This window comes from Sediminimonas sp. (genome assembly GCF_024637375.1).
Lineage (GTDB): Bacteria > Pseudomonadota > Alphaproteobacteria > Rhodobacterales > Rhodobacteraceae > Sediminimonas.
The window spans coordinates 1-15,506 of record NZ_JAGXFK010000087.1 but is presented as its reverse complement, the minus strand read 5'-3'; the positions used below and the strand labels follow the sequence as shown (position 1 = coordinate 15,506).

Here is a 15,506-nt window from a genome sequence, read left to right as displayed (position 1 = left end):
CGCGAACCTGCCGTCGCACCGAAAATCAATGATGCGAACTTCGGTTCCGCCTTACTAGGACATGCGGAAACAACAAGTCAGAGCGGGCCGCGTGACTGCGAATGAACGCGACCCGCTTCAGGCATCCGGCGCCCGCGCCGCCCAGCGGGCGGCGTGGCGCCCGGCCCGGAGCCCGGTCGCCAGGCAGGCGGTCAGCAGGTAGCCGCCGGTGGGTGCCTCCCAATCCAGCATCTCGCCGGCGGCGAAGGTGCCGGGCCGGTCGCGAATCATCAGGCCGCCGTCAAGCGCATCAAGGCGCAGCCCGCCGGCGGTGGAAATCGCCTCGTCCATGGGTCTTGGCCCTGCCAGCGGAACCGGCAGCGCCTTTATCAGCGGCGCCAGGTCGTCGGGCAGGGGGCGGGCGAATTCCATCAGCAGCGCCTGTTTCACCGGGCTCAGCCGGAGCGCCTTGCGCAGGTGGTTGGCAAGGCTGGCCTTGCCGCGCGGACGCGCCAGCCGCGCGCGCACGGCGTCCAGCGGCAGGTCGGGCGCCAGGTCCAGCGTCAGCGCCGCGCCCTCGCGCAGCGGCCGCGACAGCGCGTAGATGCCGCCGCCTTCGACCCCGTGGCGCGAGATCACGAATTCGCCCCGCGTCACCATGCCCCCCGCGCGCAGGGTGACGTTCTTGACCGGGGCGCCGAAATGGCGCGCCATGTGCGCCGACCAATTCACGACAAAGCCCACATTGGCGGGCTGGAACGGGGCCAGCGGCAGATCGCCCATCAGCCCCGCCCAGGCCCCGTCCGACCCCAGTCGCGCCCAGCTTGCCCCGCCACAGGCCAGCACCGCGACCCGCGGGCGCAGCAACCGCACGCCGTCGGGCGTGTCGAAGGCAAAGTCACCGGGCCACCCCGTCCAGCGCCAGCGCGTGTGCAATCGCACGCCCAGGCCGTCGAGCCGCGCCAGCCAGGCGCGCAGCAGCGGCGAGGCTTTCATCGAGGTGGGAAACACCCGCCCCGACGAGCCGGTGAAAACCGGCTGGCCCAGGCCGCGTGCCCAGTCGCGAACCGCGTCGGGGCCGAAGGCCGCCAGCGCCGGGCGCAGCAGCGGCGCGGCCGCGCCATAGGCGGTGAGGAACTGCGCGAAGGCTTCGTCCCTGGTCAGGTTCAGCCCCGATTTGCCGGCCATCAGGAACTTGCGTGCCGGTGATGGTTTGGCCTCGGCCACCAGAACCGTGCGCCCGGCGTGTGCCAGCGCCTCGGCCGCCATCAATCCGGCAGGGCCCGCGCCGATCACCAGCGCATCGCAAAGGGTGGTAGGCGCAGGCGGGTCTTGTTCTGCCATCCCGGGGGGTTATCCTTTCGAACCGCGGCAGGGCGGGAATGGGGCCATGACCAGCGAACAGGCGCAGGATCCGATTTGCCCGCTATGCGGCCGACCCATCCCGGCGGATGCACGCCAGAGCCTGCACCACCTGACACCGAAACTGAAGGGCGGCAAGGGCGGCCCGGTGGTGCGACTGCACCAAATCTGCCACAACGAGATCCACGCGGCGCTGACCGAGGCAGACCTGGCCCGCGACTACAATACCATCGCGGCGCTGCGAACCCATCCGCGGCTGGCGCGGTTCATCGCCTGGGTGGCGACGCGCCCGCCGGGATTTCACTCGAAAACACCCGGACGGCGGCGGAAATGAGGGCGCTGGCGGAGCGCGGCTGTGCCGCGCGCATGATCTCTCGTCGTCCGCCTTCGGCGTCCTCCTCGGGGCCTCCGGCGGGAGTAATTGGGGAAAGATGAAGCGGGGCCGGGCTCTTGCGCCGGAGGCGTCAGGCGTTTGGGGCGCCGGTGTCAGCGCGGGCGCTTTCCCATGCCAGCATCGCGCGCTTGACGGGCAGGCCCCAATGGTAGCCGCCGAGGCCGCCGGATTTGCGCAGCGCCCTGTGGCACGGGATCAGCCAGGACACCGGGTTGCGCCCCACCGCGGTGCCCACGGCGCGCGCGGCGCGCGGCTGTCCTATGGCATGGGCGATCTCGCCATATGTGGTGACGTGGCCGGATGGGACGGTTAGCAGCGCCTCCCACACCTTGATCTGGAACGGTGCGCCGATCATGTGCACCTTCGCGGCGCCCCCGTCGCCGAAAGCGGCGCAGACCCAGCCGCTTAGCGCCTTGGGATCATTGAGGAAATCCGCCTCGGGCCAGCGGGCGGTCATGTCGGCCCATGCCGCCGCCGCGCCGACCTCTTCGGTGAAGGCCAGCCCGCACAGGCCGCGCGCGGTGCCCATGGCCAGAACCTTGCCGAACGGGCTGTCAAAGTGGCCGTAGCGGATGGTCAACCCCGCGCCGTGGCGGGCATAGGCACCGGGGCTCATCGCTTCCCATCGCAGGAACAGGTCGTGCAGCCGCCCGCCCCCCGACAGGCCAGCGGCGCCAGCGGCCTCCAGCGTGCTGGTTTGCGCCCTGAGCAGCGCCCGCGCGTGATCCAGCGCCAGGTATTGCTGGTATCGCTTGGGCGACACGCCCACCCAGGCGGTGAACAGGCGCTGGAAATGCGCCGCGCTCATCCCCATGCGCGCCGCCAGTTCGTCAAGGCGCAGCGGCGCCTCGGCCGCGTCGATCTCGGCGATGGCGCGGCGCATCACGCGGTAGTGGTAGGCCTGTCCGTGCGCGGTGGGAATGCCATCGGCGGTATTGGTGTCGGTTCCTGCGGTCATCGCGTACCCCTTCACGCCCACACTACCCCGCAAGCCCACCCGGCCGCGACCCGGAACTTGCGCTTTCGCCGCAGGGGTTTCGCTTGCCTCCGTGGTGCGGGGCGGGCATAGATCGGCCATGGCCAGGCAGTTGGATTACCACACGATCCGCGAGATATTCAGCCGTTTCCACGCGGCGGAACCCGAACCCCGCGGCGAGTTGGAGCATGTCAACGCCTTCACCCTTGTCGTTGCGGTGGCGCTGTCGGCGCAAGCCACCGATGTGGGAGTCAATCGCGCCACGCGCGGGTTGTTCGCAGTGGCCGATACGCCAGCGAAAATGCTGGATCTGGGCGAGGAGGGGCTGATCGCGCATATCAAGACGATCGGCCTGTACCGCAACAAGGCGAAAAACGTCATCAAGCTCAGCCGCATCCTGGTCGAGGATTATGCCGGCGAGGTGCCCAATTCGCGCGCGGCGCTGCAATCGTTGCCCGGCGTCGGGCGCAAGACGGCCAACGTGGTGCTCAACATGTGGTGGGGCATGCCCGCGCAGGCGGTCGATACGCATATCTTCCGTTTCGGCAACCGCTCGGGCGTGTGCCCGGGCAAGGACGTGCTGGCGGTAGAGCGCGCCATCGAAGATCACATCCCGGCCGATTTCCAGCGCCACGCGCATCACTGGATGATCCTGCATGGCCGCTATACCTGCCTTGCGCGCAAGCCGAAATGCAACGCCTGCCTGATCCGCGATCTGTGTCAATACGAGGACAAAACACCATGAGCAAATACCAGGTTGTCGGTATCGGCAACGCCATCGTCGATGTCATCTGCCCCAGCGATGACGCTTTCCTTTCCCGCATGGGCATCCAGAAGGGTGTGATGCAACTGGTCGAGCGCGAGCGCGGCGAGTTTCTCTATGATTCAATGACCAGCCACACCAAGCGACCCGGCGGTTCGGTTGCCAACACGGTCGCTGGGCTGGGGGCGCTGGGGCTGTCGACGGCGTTCATCGGGCGTGTGCGCGCCGACGCGCCGGGGCGGTTCTATGCCGAGGAGATGGCGCGCGACGGTACCGATTTCGTCAACCCGCCGGTGCCGGTGAAGAAGGCCGATCAGCCCACCTCGCGCAGCATGATCTTCGTGTCGCCCGATGGCGAGCGGTCGATGAATACCTACCTGGGCATCTCGGCCTACCTGGGGCCTGACGACGTGCCCGACGATGTGGCCGGGCAGGCCGGCATCCTGTTCCTTGAGGGGTATTTGTACGACAAGCCCGGGGGCAAGGCGGCCTTCGAGGCCGCCGCGCGTGCCTGTCGCGCGGGCGGCGGCATGGCCGGCATCGCGTTGAGCGACCCGTTCTGCGTCGATCGCCACCGCGACGATTTCCGCGCGTTGGTGCGGGAACTGGATTACGTCATCGGCAACGAACACGAGTGGCAGTCGCTCTACCAGACCGAAGACCTCGGAAGCGCGCTGGAAACCGCCGCATCGGAAAGCGGCATGATCGTGTGCACGCGGTCTGGCCATGACGTGGTGCTGGTGCAGGGCGAGGACAGCGTTACCGTTCCGGTGCACGAAGTCACGCCGGTCGATGCCACCGGCGCTGGCGATCAGTTCGCCGCCGGGTTCCTGTATGGCATCGCCACCGGCCAGCCGCTGGATGTTGCCGGGCGCATGGGCTGCGTCGCCGCGTCCGAGGTCATCGGCCATTTCGGCGCCCGGCCCGAGGCCGACGTGAAGGCGCTATTCGCCGAACACGGGTTGATCCGAGGGGATTGACCCGGCGCACATGCCGGCGGGCTGTTTGCGGATATTGCCGTGGCCTCCACCGTCGGTGGCTGAAATGGCTGAAATGGCTGACGCAGGTCGCAGGCTGTATCGCTCCGCAACGCGGGATGCGGCGGGCACTGCGCGGCGGCGCGTGCAGCGCCTTGATCCCGGGCTGTGCCCGGCCCGAAATGCACCGCATTTCCATCAGCCCAGATTGTCCCGCCAGTAAGTCCAGTATACCGTGCCCCAATGGCGATTCCGGTCGAAACGTTCTTCCTGGCCCCCGAGGACGAGGGCACGCTCCAGGCGCGAATCCGGGCGATGATCGCCAACGGCATCCTGTCGGGGCGGTTCCAGCGCGGTGAAAAGCTGCCTTCGACGCGGGCCCTGGCGGCGCACCTGGGTGTCTCGCGGATCACCGTGACGCTGGCCTATACCGACCTGCAGGCCAGCGACTACCTTACCTCGCGCGGGCGGTCGGGGTTCTTCGTCTCGGCCACCGCGCCCGAACCGCGCCCCGTTCCCCCGGCGCCACCACGGCGCGATGCGGTGGACTGGACCCGCGCCATCGGCCAGCGGTTCACCGGTGGCGCCACCGGCGAGAAACAGCACGACTGGGCCAGCTACGACTACCCGTTCATCTATGGCCAGGCCGACCCGGCGCTGTTCGACCACGCCAATTGGCGGTTGTGCGCGCTCAGGGCGCTGGGCGCACGCGATTTCGGCACCCTGACGGCTGACCTGTATGACCGCGACGACCCGCGGCTGGTGGAGTTCATCGCCCGCCACACGCTGCCGCGGCGCGGCATCCTGGCCCACCCTGACGAGATACTGGTGACCATGGGCGCGCAGAACGCGCTTTGGCTGGCGGCGCAGGTGTTGCTGAACCAGCGGCGCCTGGCGGCGGTGGAAAACCCCTGCTACCCGGCGCTGCGCGACATCCTGATGCAGGCGCGCTGCCGGTTGGCGGCGGTGGACGTGGATGCCGGCGGCCTACCGCCCGATGCGCTGCCCGACGACACCGACGTGCTGTTTACCACGCCGTCGCACCAATGCCCGACCTCGGCCACGATGCCGGTGGCGCGGCGCCATGCCCTTCTGGAGCGCGCCCGTGCTCTTGATGCATTGATCGTCGAGGACGATTACGAATTCGAGATGTCGTTCCTCTCGGCGCCGTCGCCGGCCCTCAAGTCGCTCGATGAAGACGGCCGCGTTATCTACGTGGGCAGCTTTTCCAAGTCGCTGTTTCCGGGCCTGCGGTTGGGATACCTGGTGGGGCCGGCGCCGTTCATCCGCGAGGCGCGCGCCCTGCGCGCCACGGTGCTGCGCCACCCGCCGGGGCATGTGCAGCGCACGGCGGCCTATTTCCTGGGCCTGGGCCATTACGACGCGCAGATACGCCGCATGGGGCGGGTGTTGTCAGAGCGCAGGCAGGTGATGCAGGACGCGCTGGATGCGCACGAACTATCGGTAGCGGGGCAGGGGGCGTTCGGCGGATCGGCGTTCTGGATGCGCACTGCGCACGGGCGCGACAGCGCCGCGCTGGCCCGGGCGCTCAGGGCGCACGGCGTACTGATCGAGCCGGGGCACAGCTTTTTCGACCCGGCACGCCCGCGGCATGATTACTACAGGCTCGCCTATTCCTCGATTCCGGTCGAGCGTATCGCCGAGGGCGTCGCCCGCATCGCCGCCGCGCAGGCCGCGGCGTGACGCGCGCCGGGCGTCGTGCAATTTTCATCGTGCCGCGTTATGCCCCGGCAACGCACCCATTTCAGGCAAAGGCCCCATAGTGACCCAAGACCCCTTTCCCTTCCTGTCGCCCATCCAGGCCGATGCGCCCCGCCGTCTGCTTGAGCGTGCTCGCGGACTGGCCATACCGCGCGTGGCGCTGGCCAACGCGGGCGCCGAAATTCCGTTGTCGGGCCTGCGCGAGGCTGCCGAGGCCGGCCTGGCCGAACCGATACTGCTGGGCGACCGTGACAAGATCCGCGCCGCCGCCGAGGCGATCGGCTGGGACATCGCCGGCCTGCGCCTGATCGACGCGCCGCGCGACAGCGCCAGCGCCGCCGCCGCCGAGCTTGCCCGCAAGGGCGAGGCCGACGCGATCATGAAAGGGCAGGTGCACAGTTCGACCTTCCTCAAGGCGCTGCTGACCCGAACCGCGGGGTTGAGGGATTCCGGGATGCGCTGCGGGCATGTGCTGCACATCACCGCGCCGGGGTCCGACCGGCCGCTGCTGCTGAGCGATGCCGCGCTCAACGTGGAGCCCGACATCACCACCCGGCAGGATTGCTTGCGCCATGCCGTGACGCTGGCTCGGGAACTGGGGGTTGAGCGCCCCAAGGCGGCGATCCTGTCGGCGAACGAGGACCCGATCCCGTCGCTGCGCGATTCGGTCGAGGCGGCGCAGATCGCCGAGTGGGCCCGCACCGCGCTGCCGCAGGCCGACGTGGCCGGGCCGATGGCGCTGGACCTGATATTCTCGCGCGATGCCGCGCTCGCCAAGGGCTACGAGTCACCCGTCGCCGGCGATGCCGACATCGTGCTGGCCCCCGGCATCACTGCCGCCAACGCGCTGTTCAAGCTGATGGTGCTGGGGATGGGGTGCTGTGCCGGTGGCCTGGTGCTGGGGGCGAAGGTGCCGATCCTGCTGACCTCGCGCTCGCAGGGGGCGCCGGCGCGCATCGCCTCGGCGGCGATGGGGGTAATCGCGGCCGCGGGAGGTGGACAATGATTCTGGTCGTCAATGCCGGGTCAAGCTCGATAAAGGTGGCGCTGTTTTCCGAGGCGCTGAGCCGCGAGATGGCGGCCGAGGTGGCCGGTATCGGTGGCGACGCGCATCTGGATGTCGAGGGCACCGACACGCCCGTCGTCGCGGCAGACCATGGCGCGGCGCTGGATCACCTGCTGGAGGCACTTGCGGCGCGGGGTGTCACGCCCGATTGGCTGCGCGCGGCGGCACACCGGATCGTGCACGGTGGCGCCACGCTGACCGCGCCGGCGCGGTTGAGCGATGCGGTGCTGGCACAAATCGAGGCATGCAACCCGCTGGCGCCGCTGCACAATCCGCACAACCTTGCGGCCATTCGCGCGCTGGCGGCCCGCGCGCCCGCCTTGCCGCAATTCGGAAGTTTCGACACCGCCTTTCACGCCACCTGCCCGGACATTGCCACCACCTATGCCCTGCCCGAGGCCGAGCGTGCCAAGGGCATCCGCCGCTATGGCTTTCACGGGCTGAGCTATGCCGCGCTGGTCGAGTGGTTCGGGGCCGATTTGCCCAAGCGTCTGCTGGCGCTGCATCTGGGCGGCGGGGCCAGCCTGTGCGCCATCCGCGACGGGCGCTCGGTGGCCAGTTCGATGGGCTATTCGCCGCTCGACGGGTTGGTGATGGGCACCCGCCCCGGCGAGATCGACGGCATGGCGGTGCTGCGCATGGCCGCCGACCACGGGCTGGACGGTGCCGCGCACCTGCTCAACCACGACAGCGGGCTGCGGGCGCTGGGCGGCACGGCAGACATGGCCGCGCTGCTGGCGTCGGACGATCCGCACGCGCGCTTTGCGGTGGATCATTACTGCTACTGGGCGGCGCGGCAGGCGGGGTCGGCCATCGTGGCCATGGGCGGTCTGGATGCCATCGCCTTTACCGGCGGCATCGGCGAGAACGCCGCGCCGGTGCGCGACGCGATCGCGCGGCGCCTGTCATTCCTGGGCGAGGTGCCGGCGCATGTCGTCCCCTGCGACGAGGAAGGCCAGATCGCGCGCGACGCATTGCGCCTGCTGGGGTAGCGGGCGCCCCTCACGCCCCGCCATCGAACATCGGCGCCACGCGCCGGTGCCAGAACCGCAGCACGCGCACCCGGATCGCCCAGTAGGTAGCGGCCAGCACCAGCAGGATCACGATGTTGCGCCACGGGATGATGCGCACGTTCGGGCCCTCGACCGGCCAGACCTTGACGGCGTTGGGAAAGATCGAAAACAACTCGCTGCGCCAGCCGTAATGGCGGATCGCGACCCATTGCGTCGTGTCCTCGCCCTGCTTGCTGATCAGGTTGGATGCCTCGGCCTGGAGGTTCGCCGTGTCGAACTTGAAATACGGCGGCCAGCCCCAGCCGGTATCTTCGTTGCGATAGATCATCGGCTTTTCGTCGGCGCGGAACGTCTGGATGAAGAACACGTCGCGGTTGACCGTGCCACTGGCGTTGCCCGACCCGCCGCTGGCCCAGAAAATGCTGTTGGCGCCGAAATCGACCCGCTTTTCATAGGTATTTCCGATCCGCGCGATGTCGTGCTGCGGGAGCGTGTAATGCAGGAACGCCGCCACCAGCAGCCATAGCACGATCCTTGCACCCCATTTCACGTAAAACCACATGGACGGCCCCTTGTTGTTGTGCCCGGCCGCGCGCGCCTGTCGAGTCGCGACAGCGGGCTCCGACTTCCGTCATACGCCGATTGGCGCGCGGCGGCAAAGGGGGATGCGTGCCTGTGCGGGCTTGATCCCCGCGGTCGCGCCGCGCACACTGCGAGAAAATCGGAACAGTGGTCGGGAGATAATCCATGAAGCCCATCGTACTTGCATTCGCCCTCGCGGCGATGGCTGCCACACCGCTGGCCGCGGACGAGATTACCGACGCGCTGGAATCGGCCCGCGATGCCTACGAGGCGGGTGACATCCAGTACGCAATAGAGGAACTGGATTTCGCCAAGCAGCGGCTCGCGGCGCTCAAGACCGATGAACTGGCACAGTTCCTGCCGCCCGCACCCGAGGGCTGGGAAAGGCGTCTCGACAGCGAGATCGGCGGGGCAATGGCGATGATGGGCGGCGGGTCCGGCGCCGAGGCCGAGTACACGCCCGCAGGCGAGGGCGCCGGCTACACCATCACCATGATGGCCGACAGCCCGATGATTGCCGCGGTCGCCGCGATGATGTCGAACGCCGGCATGATGGGTGTTCAGGTCGAACGGGTCGGTCGGCAGAAGTTCATCGTGCAGGACGGCGAAGTGACCGGTCTGGTCGCCAACCGAATCCTGATCAAGGCCGCGGGCGCCGACCCCGATACGCTTCTTGCCGCGCTCGAACAGATCGACTACCGCGCGCTTGGCCGGTTCGGCCAATAGCACCGCCGCCCGGAGGATCACCCGCATGACCGCCCGCCCAGGCCCCGCCAACCTGATTACCGACGTGCCCGGCCTGCGGGTCGGCACCGCGCACGACAGGCATGTGAAAACCGGCGCCACGGTGCTGCTGTCCGACGCGCCGCTGACTGCTGGCGTGAACGTGATGGGCGGCGCGCCGGGCAGCCGCGAGACCGATCTGCTGGCGCCCGACAAGACCGTCGAGCAGGTCAATGCGCTGGTGCTGTCGGGCGGCTCGGCCTTTGGCCTCGACGCCGCATCGGGCGTGGCCGACGCGCTGCGCGCGCAGGGGCGCGGGTTTGCCGTGGGCGATCAGCGCGTGCCGATCGTGCCAGGTGCGATCCTGTTCGACCTGATCAATGGCGGCGACAAGGACTGGTCGGAAAACCCGTACAAACGCCTGGGCGCGCAGGCGCTCGACGCCGCGGCGGCCGATTTTGCCCTGGGCAGCGAAGGGGCCGGAACCGGCGCCACCACCGCCACGCTGATGGGGGGGCTGGGGTCGGCCTCGCTGCGGCTGCCCTCGGGCCACATGGTGGGGGCACTGGTGGCGGTCAACGCGCTGGGTTCGGCGGTTGTCGGGCAGGGGCCGCATTTCTGGGCCGCGCCGTTCGAGATCGGGGCCGAGTTCGGCGGCCTCGGCCCGGCGCCGGACTTTGCCGATGTGCTCACGCCGCCGACCAAGCTGTCGGCACACGCCAACACCACCATCGGCATCGTCGCCACCGATGCTGCGCTTTCGCAGGCGCAATGCACGAGGATGGCCACCGCCGCGCAGGACGGGCTGGCGCGGGCGCTGCTGCCATCGCACACGCCGATGGACGGCGATCTCGTGTTCGCCGCCGCGACCGGCGCGCGGCCGCTGACCGACCCGCTTGCCGATACGCTTTACCTGGGCCACGCGGCGGCCACCTGCATGGCCCGCGCCATCGCGCGCGGCGTGCATGCCGCCACGCCGCAGCCGGGCGACCCGCTGCCGTGTTGGTGTGCGATCTAATCGGCCGCGTTGACGCGCGTCAGTTCCAGGAACACGTCCTGAAGGTCGGCCTGTTCGGTGCGCACGTCGCTGATCGAGATGCCGGCGGCGTGCACCGCGTCCAGTACCGCCTCGGCCGGGGTCTGGCGCGCGTGGTAATGCAGCGCCAGCGCCCCGTCGGCGCGTTGTTCGACCTGCACGCCCTCGGCCTCGGGCAGGGTGGTCGGCGGCGAAGCGGGCTGGATCACCATCGTCTTGTGGTCGATGCGGCCCAACAGCCGGGCGGTGCTGTCGCGCGCCACCACCGCGCCATGGTTGATGATGGCGATCTCGTCGCACATCTCTTCGGCCTCTTCCAGGTAATGGGTCGTCAGGATGATGGTCATCCCGTCCTCGTTCAGGCGCCGCACGTTGGTCCACAGCATCTGGCGCAGTTCGATGTCCACGCCTGCCGTCGGTTCGTCGAGCACCAGGATATGCGGGTGATGGACCAGCGCCTTGCCCAGAAGCAGCCGCCGCCGCATCCCCCCCGACAGGGTGCGCGAATAGGAGTTGGCCTTGTCCTCCAGCCCCACCAGCCGCAGGATCTCGTCGGTGCGGCGTTGCGCGCGGGGCACGCCGTAAAGCCCCGCCTGGACCTCCAGCGCGCCACGCGGCGTGAAAAACGGATCGAGGTTCAACTCCTGCGGCATCACCCCGATCGCGGCGCGCGACTGGCGCGGGTTCACGTCCTGGTCGAAGCCCCAGATCGAAACCCGCCCGGCGGTCTTGATGACCAGCCCGGCCAGAATGTTGATCAGCGTCGATTTCCCCGCCCCGTTCGGGCCCAGCAGGCCAAACACCGACCCGGTGGGAATGTCGAGGTCCACGCCGCTGAGCGCCTCCTTGGGCGGCTCGTTCTTGTGCGCGGCATATGTCTTGCGAAGCTGCTCGATCCGGATGGCGTTGTCGTCGCCCATGCTGCCCTTGCTCCTTGCGTCGTCATCGCTCATAACGGACCTAATTCAGATGCATGCGAAAGGGAATGACCCCCGATGACGATCGACGCCCCGGAAACCAAGGTTGTGGATAGCTGGCGCGTCGCTTGCGACGGCGGCGAGGGTGCGCTCGGCCACCCGCGGGTCTGGCTTCAGATCCCGCACGAGACGGGCCATATCGACTGTCCTTATTGCGACGCCCGCTACATCCACCGCGATTTCGAAGGCAAGGTCTGAAACGCCGGTAACGTCGGCCTGGCGGCGTGCGGCGTTGCCGCACACATGATCTCTCGTCGTCCGCCTTTGGCGTCCTCCTCGGGGTGGATGGCCGCGGCTGTGGGCGTGTTCGCGCGGGCGGGAGCCTCCGGCGGGAGTATTTCGGGAAAGATGAAGCGGCAGGGAACGCACTGGATGCCGGGGGCGGGCCGTGGCATACCGGCGGGGACGCCGCCGGGGGAGGATTGCACATGACATTCGGCAAGGGCTGCCACCTGCATCTGATCGACGGATCGGCCTTTATTTTCCGGGCCTACCACGCGCTACCGCCGCTGACGCGCAAGTCCGACGGCTTGCCCATCGGGGCGGTGGCCGGGTTTTGCAACATGCTGCAGCGCTATATCGACGGCAATGCCGCAGATCGCGATGCGCCCACCCACGCGGCGGTGATCTTCGACAAGGGCAGCCACACGTTCCGCAACGATCTGTATGACGCCTACAAGGCCAACCGCGAAGAGATGCCCGAGGAGCTGCGCCCGCAGATCCCGCTGACCCGCGAGGCAACACGCGCCTTCAACATCGCCTGCGAGGAGGTGGAAGGCTACGAGGCCGACGACATCATCGCCACGCTGGCCTGCCAGGCGCGCGACCTGGGCGGGCGGGTGACGATCATCAGTTCCGACAAGGACCTGATGCAACTGGTCGGTGGCGGGGTCGAGATGCTGGACGCGATGAAGAACCGCTGCATCGACCGCGACGCGGTGATCGAGAAATTCGGTGTACCGCCCGAGCGCGTCGTCGATGTGCAGGCGCTGGCCGGTGACAGCACCGACAACGTCCCCGGCGCGCCGGGGATCGGGGTCAAGACGGCGGCATTGCTGATCCGGGAGTTCGGGTCGCTGGAGGCGTTGCTTGACCGGGCCGACGAGATCCCGCAACCCAAGCGCCGGCAGACCCTGATCGACAAGCGCGACCAGATCGAGATGTCGCGGCAGTTGGTGCAGCTTGATTGCGAAACGCCGCTGGATTTCACCCTCGATGACCTGGAGGTGCGCGCGCCCGACCCTGACATGCTGCTGCGTTTCCTGGCCGAGATGGAGTTTCGCACCCTGTCCAAGCGCATTGCCGAGGCGCTGGATGTCGAGCCGCCGGTGATTCCCGACACCAACCCGCGCGGCGCCGAGCCCGACAGCGGCTCGCCCGCTGCGCCCACCGATCTGCCGTTCGAACCGGAAACCTACGAATGCGTGACCAGCCAGGAGGCGCTTGACCGCTGGGTTGCCGGGATTCGCGCCCGCGGGTACGTGGCGATCGACACCGAGACGACCTCGCTGGATACGATGCGCGCCGAGTTGGTGGGCATTTCGCTAAGTATCGAGCCCGGGCACGCCTGCTACATCCCCCTCGGGCACAAGGACGCGGACGGCGGTGGCGAGGGGCTGTTCGGCTCGGATGCGCTGGAACAGGGGCAATTGCCCCGCGACGCGGTGCTGGATGCGCTGCGCCCGGTGCTGGCCGACGACGCGATCCTCAAGATCGGCCAGAACCTGAAATACGACGCCAAGATACTGGCCCGTCACGATATCACCATCAGCCCCATCGACGACACGATGCTGATGTCCTACGCGATGAACGCGGGCCTGCACGGGCATGGGATGGACGTGCTGTCGGAACGTTACCTGTCGCACGCGCCGATCCCGATCAAGGATCTAATCGGCAGTGGCAAGTCGGCCATCACCTTTGACCGCGTCCCCATTGCCGAGGCGGTGAAATATGCCGCCGAGGATGCCGACATCACCCTGCGCCTGTGGGAGGTGTTCCGCCCGCAATTGCACCAGACCCGCGTCACCACCGTTTACGAGACGCTCGAACGCCCCCTCGTGCCGGTCCTTGTCGCGATGGAACGCGCGGGCGTGAAGGTGGACCGGGACACGCTGTCGCGCATGTCGGGCAAGTTCGCGCAGAAGATGGCCGCGCTGGAGGAGGAGATTCACGACCTGGCCGGCGAGCGGTTCAACATCGGCAGCCCCAAGCAACTGGGCGAAATCCTGTTCGACAAGATGGCGCTGGAGGGCGGCAAGCGCGGCAAGACCGGCGCCTACGGCACCGGCGCCGATGTGCTGGAGGATCTGGCGGCGCTGCACGACCTGCCCGCGCGGGTGCTGGACTGGCGCGCGCTGTCCAAGCTGAAAAGCACCTATACCGACGCATTGCCCGGCCATATCAACCCCGACACCGGGCGCGTGCACACGTCATACATGCAGACCGGGGCGAATACCGGGCGGCTGTCCTCGACCGATCCGAACCTGCAGAACATCCCCGTGCGCAGCGAAGAGGGCCGCCGCATCCGCGAGGCTTTCGTGGCCGAGCCGGGCAACGTGCTGGTCAGCCTCGACTACTCCCAGATCGAGTTGCGTATCCTTGCCCACATTGCCGGGATCGACGCGCTCAAACAGGCGTTCCGCGATGGGCAGGACATCCACGCCATGACCGCGAGCGAGATGTTCGACGTGCCCATGGACGAGATGACCCCCGACGTGCGCCGCAAGGCCAAGGCGATCAATTTCGGCGTCATTTACGGCATCTCGGGCTTCGGCCTGGCGCGCCAGTTGCGCATTCCCCGGGCCGACGCGCAGGGATTCATCGACCGCTACTTCGAACGCTTTCCCGGCATCCGCGCCTACATGGACGACACCGTCGCCTTCGCCAAGGAAAACAAGTTCGTGCGCACCCTGTTCGGGCGCAAGATTCACACGCCCGAGATATCGGCCCGGGGCCCCGGCGCCGGCTTTGCCAGGCGCGCCGCGATCAACGCGCCGATCCAGGGCACCGCGGCCGACATCATCCGCCGTGCCATGATCCGCATGCCCGACGCGATCAAGGGCATCGACGCGACGATGCTGTTACAGGTGCATGACGAGTTGATCTTCGAGGTGGCCGAGGACGCCGTCGATACTCTCGTTGCCCGCGCCCGCGAGGTGATGGAAGGCGCCGGCGCCCCGGTGCTCAAGCTCGACGTGCCGCTGGTGGTCGATGCCGGGCAGGGCGCCAACTGGGCCGAGGCGCATTGAGCGCCGCGCGGGCGCTCAAAGCCCCGCGTCGAGCGCCGCAATGATCGCGTCGCCCATCTGGCTGGTCGATGCGGGCGTTGCGCCATCCTCGGCCATCAGGTCGGCAGTGCGAGTGCCGTCGGCCAGCACCTGTTCGACCGCGCGTTCCAGGCGCGCGGCCTCGTCGCCCAGGTCGAAGGAATAGCGCAGCGCCATCGCGAAGCTCAGGATGCAGGCGATCGGGTTGGCCTTGCCCTGCCCGGCGATGTCGGGCGCGCTGCCGTGCACGGGTTCGTAAAGCGCCTTGGGCCGGCCATTGGCCATCGGTGACCCGAGCGAGGCAGAGGGCAGCATGCCGAGGCTGCCGGTCAGCATCGCGGCGGCGTCCGACAGGATGTCGCCAAACAGGTTGTCGGTGACGATCACGTCGAACTGCTTGGGGTTGCGCACAAGCTGCATCGCGCCGTTGTCGGCATACATGTGCGTCAGTTGCACATCGGCATAATCGCGGTCGTGCACCTCTTGCACGACCTCGCGCCACAGGATGCCCGACTCCATCACATTGGCCTTTTCCATCGAGCAGACCTTGTTGCCGCGCTTGCGCGCCAGTTCGAATGCCGCGCGCGCCACGCGCTCGATCTCGGATTCGGTATAACGCTGGGTGTTGATGCCGACGCGTTCGTTGCCTTCCTTGAAGATCCCGCGGGGT

The 15,506-nt window shown here is 68.3% G+C and carries 15 protein-coding genes; 10 read left to right on the top strand and 5 right to left on the bottom strand.

The window, feature by feature from the left end:
- Nucleotides 1–117 precede the first annotated feature (117 nt).
- Nucleotides 118–1,323 (bottom strand): TIGR03862 family flavoprotein, encoded by a 1,206-nt coding sequence (locus tag Q0L89_RS13160; RefSeq protein ID WP_296765933.1) that lies wholly within the window; start codon nucleotides 1,321–1,323, stop codon nucleotides 118–120.
- 46 nt (nucleotides 1,324–1,369) lie between these two features.
- Between Q0L89_RS13160 and Q0L89_RS13155 the strand changes: the two genes are divergently transcribed.
- A complete protein-coding gene (locus Q0L89_RS13155; RefSeq protein ID WP_296765932.1) occupies nucleotides 1,370–1,675 on the top strand; it encodes an HNH endonuclease in 306 nt (101 codons plus the stop codon).
- Nucleotides 1,676–1,805: 130 nt separating this feature from the next.
- On the opposite strand, the gene Q0L89_RS13150 is transcribed toward Q0L89_RS13155, so the two are convergent.
- On the bottom strand, nucleotides 1,806–2,693 hold the full coding sequence (locus Q0L89_RS13150) for a bifunctional helix-turn-helix domain-containing protein/methylated-DNA--[protein]-cysteine S-methyltransferase (RefSeq protein ID WP_296765931.1): 888 nt from the start codon (nucleotides 2,691–2,693) through the stop codon (nucleotides 1,806–1,808).
- A gap of 118 nt (nucleotides 2,694–2,811) precedes the next feature.
- Here Q0L89_RS13150 and nth point away from each other — a divergent pair, with 118 nt between their 5' ends.
- From nth to Q0L89_RS13125, 5 genes are all read left to right on the top strand, one after another.
- Entirely contained in the window at nucleotides 2,812–3,456 is a 645-nt protein-coding gene (gene nth, locus Q0L89_RS13145) for an endonuclease III (protein WP_296765929.1), read from the top strand.
- Nucleotides 3,453–4,454 (top strand): adenosine kinase, encoded by a 1,002-nt coding sequence (locus Q0L89_RS13140; RefSeq protein ID WP_296765928.1) that lies wholly within the window; start codon nucleotides 3,453–3,455, stop codon nucleotides 4,452–4,454. The genes nth and Q0L89_RS13140 overlap by 4 nt, the downstream gene beginning before the upstream one ends.
- A gap of 240 nt (nucleotides 4,455–4,694) precedes the next feature.
- The gene (locus Q0L89_RS13135) at nucleotides 4,695–6,155 is read left to right on the top strand and encodes a PLP-dependent aminotransferase family protein (RefSeq protein ID WP_296765926.1); all 1,461 of its coding nucleotides are present in this window, start codon (nucleotides 4,695–4,697) and stop codon (nucleotides 6,153–6,155) included.
- Between the two features lie 79 nt (nucleotides 6,156–6,234).
- Nucleotides 6,235–7,179 (top strand): phosphate acyltransferase, encoded by a 945-nt coding sequence (locus Q0L89_RS13130; RefSeq protein ID WP_296765925.1) that lies wholly within the window; start codon nucleotides 6,235–6,237, stop codon nucleotides 7,177–7,179.
- On the top strand, nucleotides 7,176–8,231 hold the full coding sequence (locus Q0L89_RS13125) for an acetate kinase (RefSeq protein ID WP_296765923.1): 1,056 nt from the start codon (nucleotides 7,176–7,178) through the stop codon (nucleotides 8,229–8,231). Before Q0L89_RS13130 ends, Q0L89_RS13125 begins: the two co-directional genes overlap by 4 nt.
- Nucleotides 8,232–8,241: 10 nt before the next feature.
- On the opposite strand, the gene Q0L89_RS13120 is transcribed toward Q0L89_RS13125, so the two are convergent.
- The gene (locus Q0L89_RS13120) at nucleotides 8,242–8,814 is read right to left on the bottom strand and encodes a DUF1523 family protein (protein WP_296765921.1); all 573 of its coding nucleotides are present in this window, start codon (nucleotides 8,812–8,814) and stop codon (nucleotides 8,242–8,244) included.
- 221 nt (nucleotides 8,815–9,035) lie between these two features.
- Here Q0L89_RS13120 and Q0L89_RS13115 point away from each other — a divergent pair, with 221 nt between their 5' ends.
- Together Q0L89_RS13115 and Q0L89_RS13110 are read left to right on the top strand one after the other, a co-directional pair.
- On the top strand, nucleotides 9,036–9,560 hold the full coding sequence (locus Q0L89_RS13115) for a hypothetical protein (RefSeq protein WP_296765919.1): 525 nt from the start codon (nucleotides 9,036–9,038) through the stop codon (nucleotides 9,558–9,560).
- Between the two features lie 25 nt (nucleotides 9,561–9,585).
- Nucleotides 9,586–10,575, top strand: coding sequence for a P1 family peptidase (locus Q0L89_RS13110; RefSeq protein WP_296765917.1), 990 nt, complete (start codon nucleotides 9,586–9,588; stop codon nucleotides 10,573–10,575).
- Here Q0L89_RS13110 and Q0L89_RS13105 read toward each other — a convergent pair.
- Nucleotides 10,572–11,546: an ABC transporter ATP-binding protein gene (locus tag Q0L89_RS13105; RefSeq protein ID WP_296765915.1), complete on the bottom strand. Its 975-nt coding sequence runs from the start codon at nucleotides 11,544–11,546 to the stop codon at nucleotides 10,572–10,574. The genes Q0L89_RS13110 and Q0L89_RS13105 overlap by 4 nt on opposite strands.
- Nucleotides 11,547–11,588: 42 nt before the next feature.
- Here Q0L89_RS13105 and Q0L89_RS13100 point away from each other — a divergent pair, with 42 nt between their 5' ends.
- Complete coding sequence (locus Q0L89_RS13100; RefSeq protein WP_296765914.1) at nucleotides 11,589–11,768, top strand: zinc-finger domain-containing protein; 180 nt, start codon at nucleotides 11,589–11,591, stop codon at nucleotides 11,766–11,768.
- A gap of 230 nt (nucleotides 11,769–11,998) precedes the next feature.
- Entirely contained in the window at nucleotides 11,999–14,818 is a 2,820-nt protein-coding gene (gene polA / locus Q0L89_RS13095; RefSeq protein WP_296765911.1) for a DNA polymerase I, read from the top strand.
- A 15-nt stretch (nucleotides 14,819–14,833) separates the two neighbouring features.
- Here the strand turns inward: polA and leuB are convergent.
- The coding region (gene leuB, locus Q0L89_RS13090; RefSeq protein ID WP_296765908.1) for a 3-isopropylmalate dehydrogenase at nucleotides 14,834–15,506 on the bottom strand (673 nt) is incomplete at its 5' end.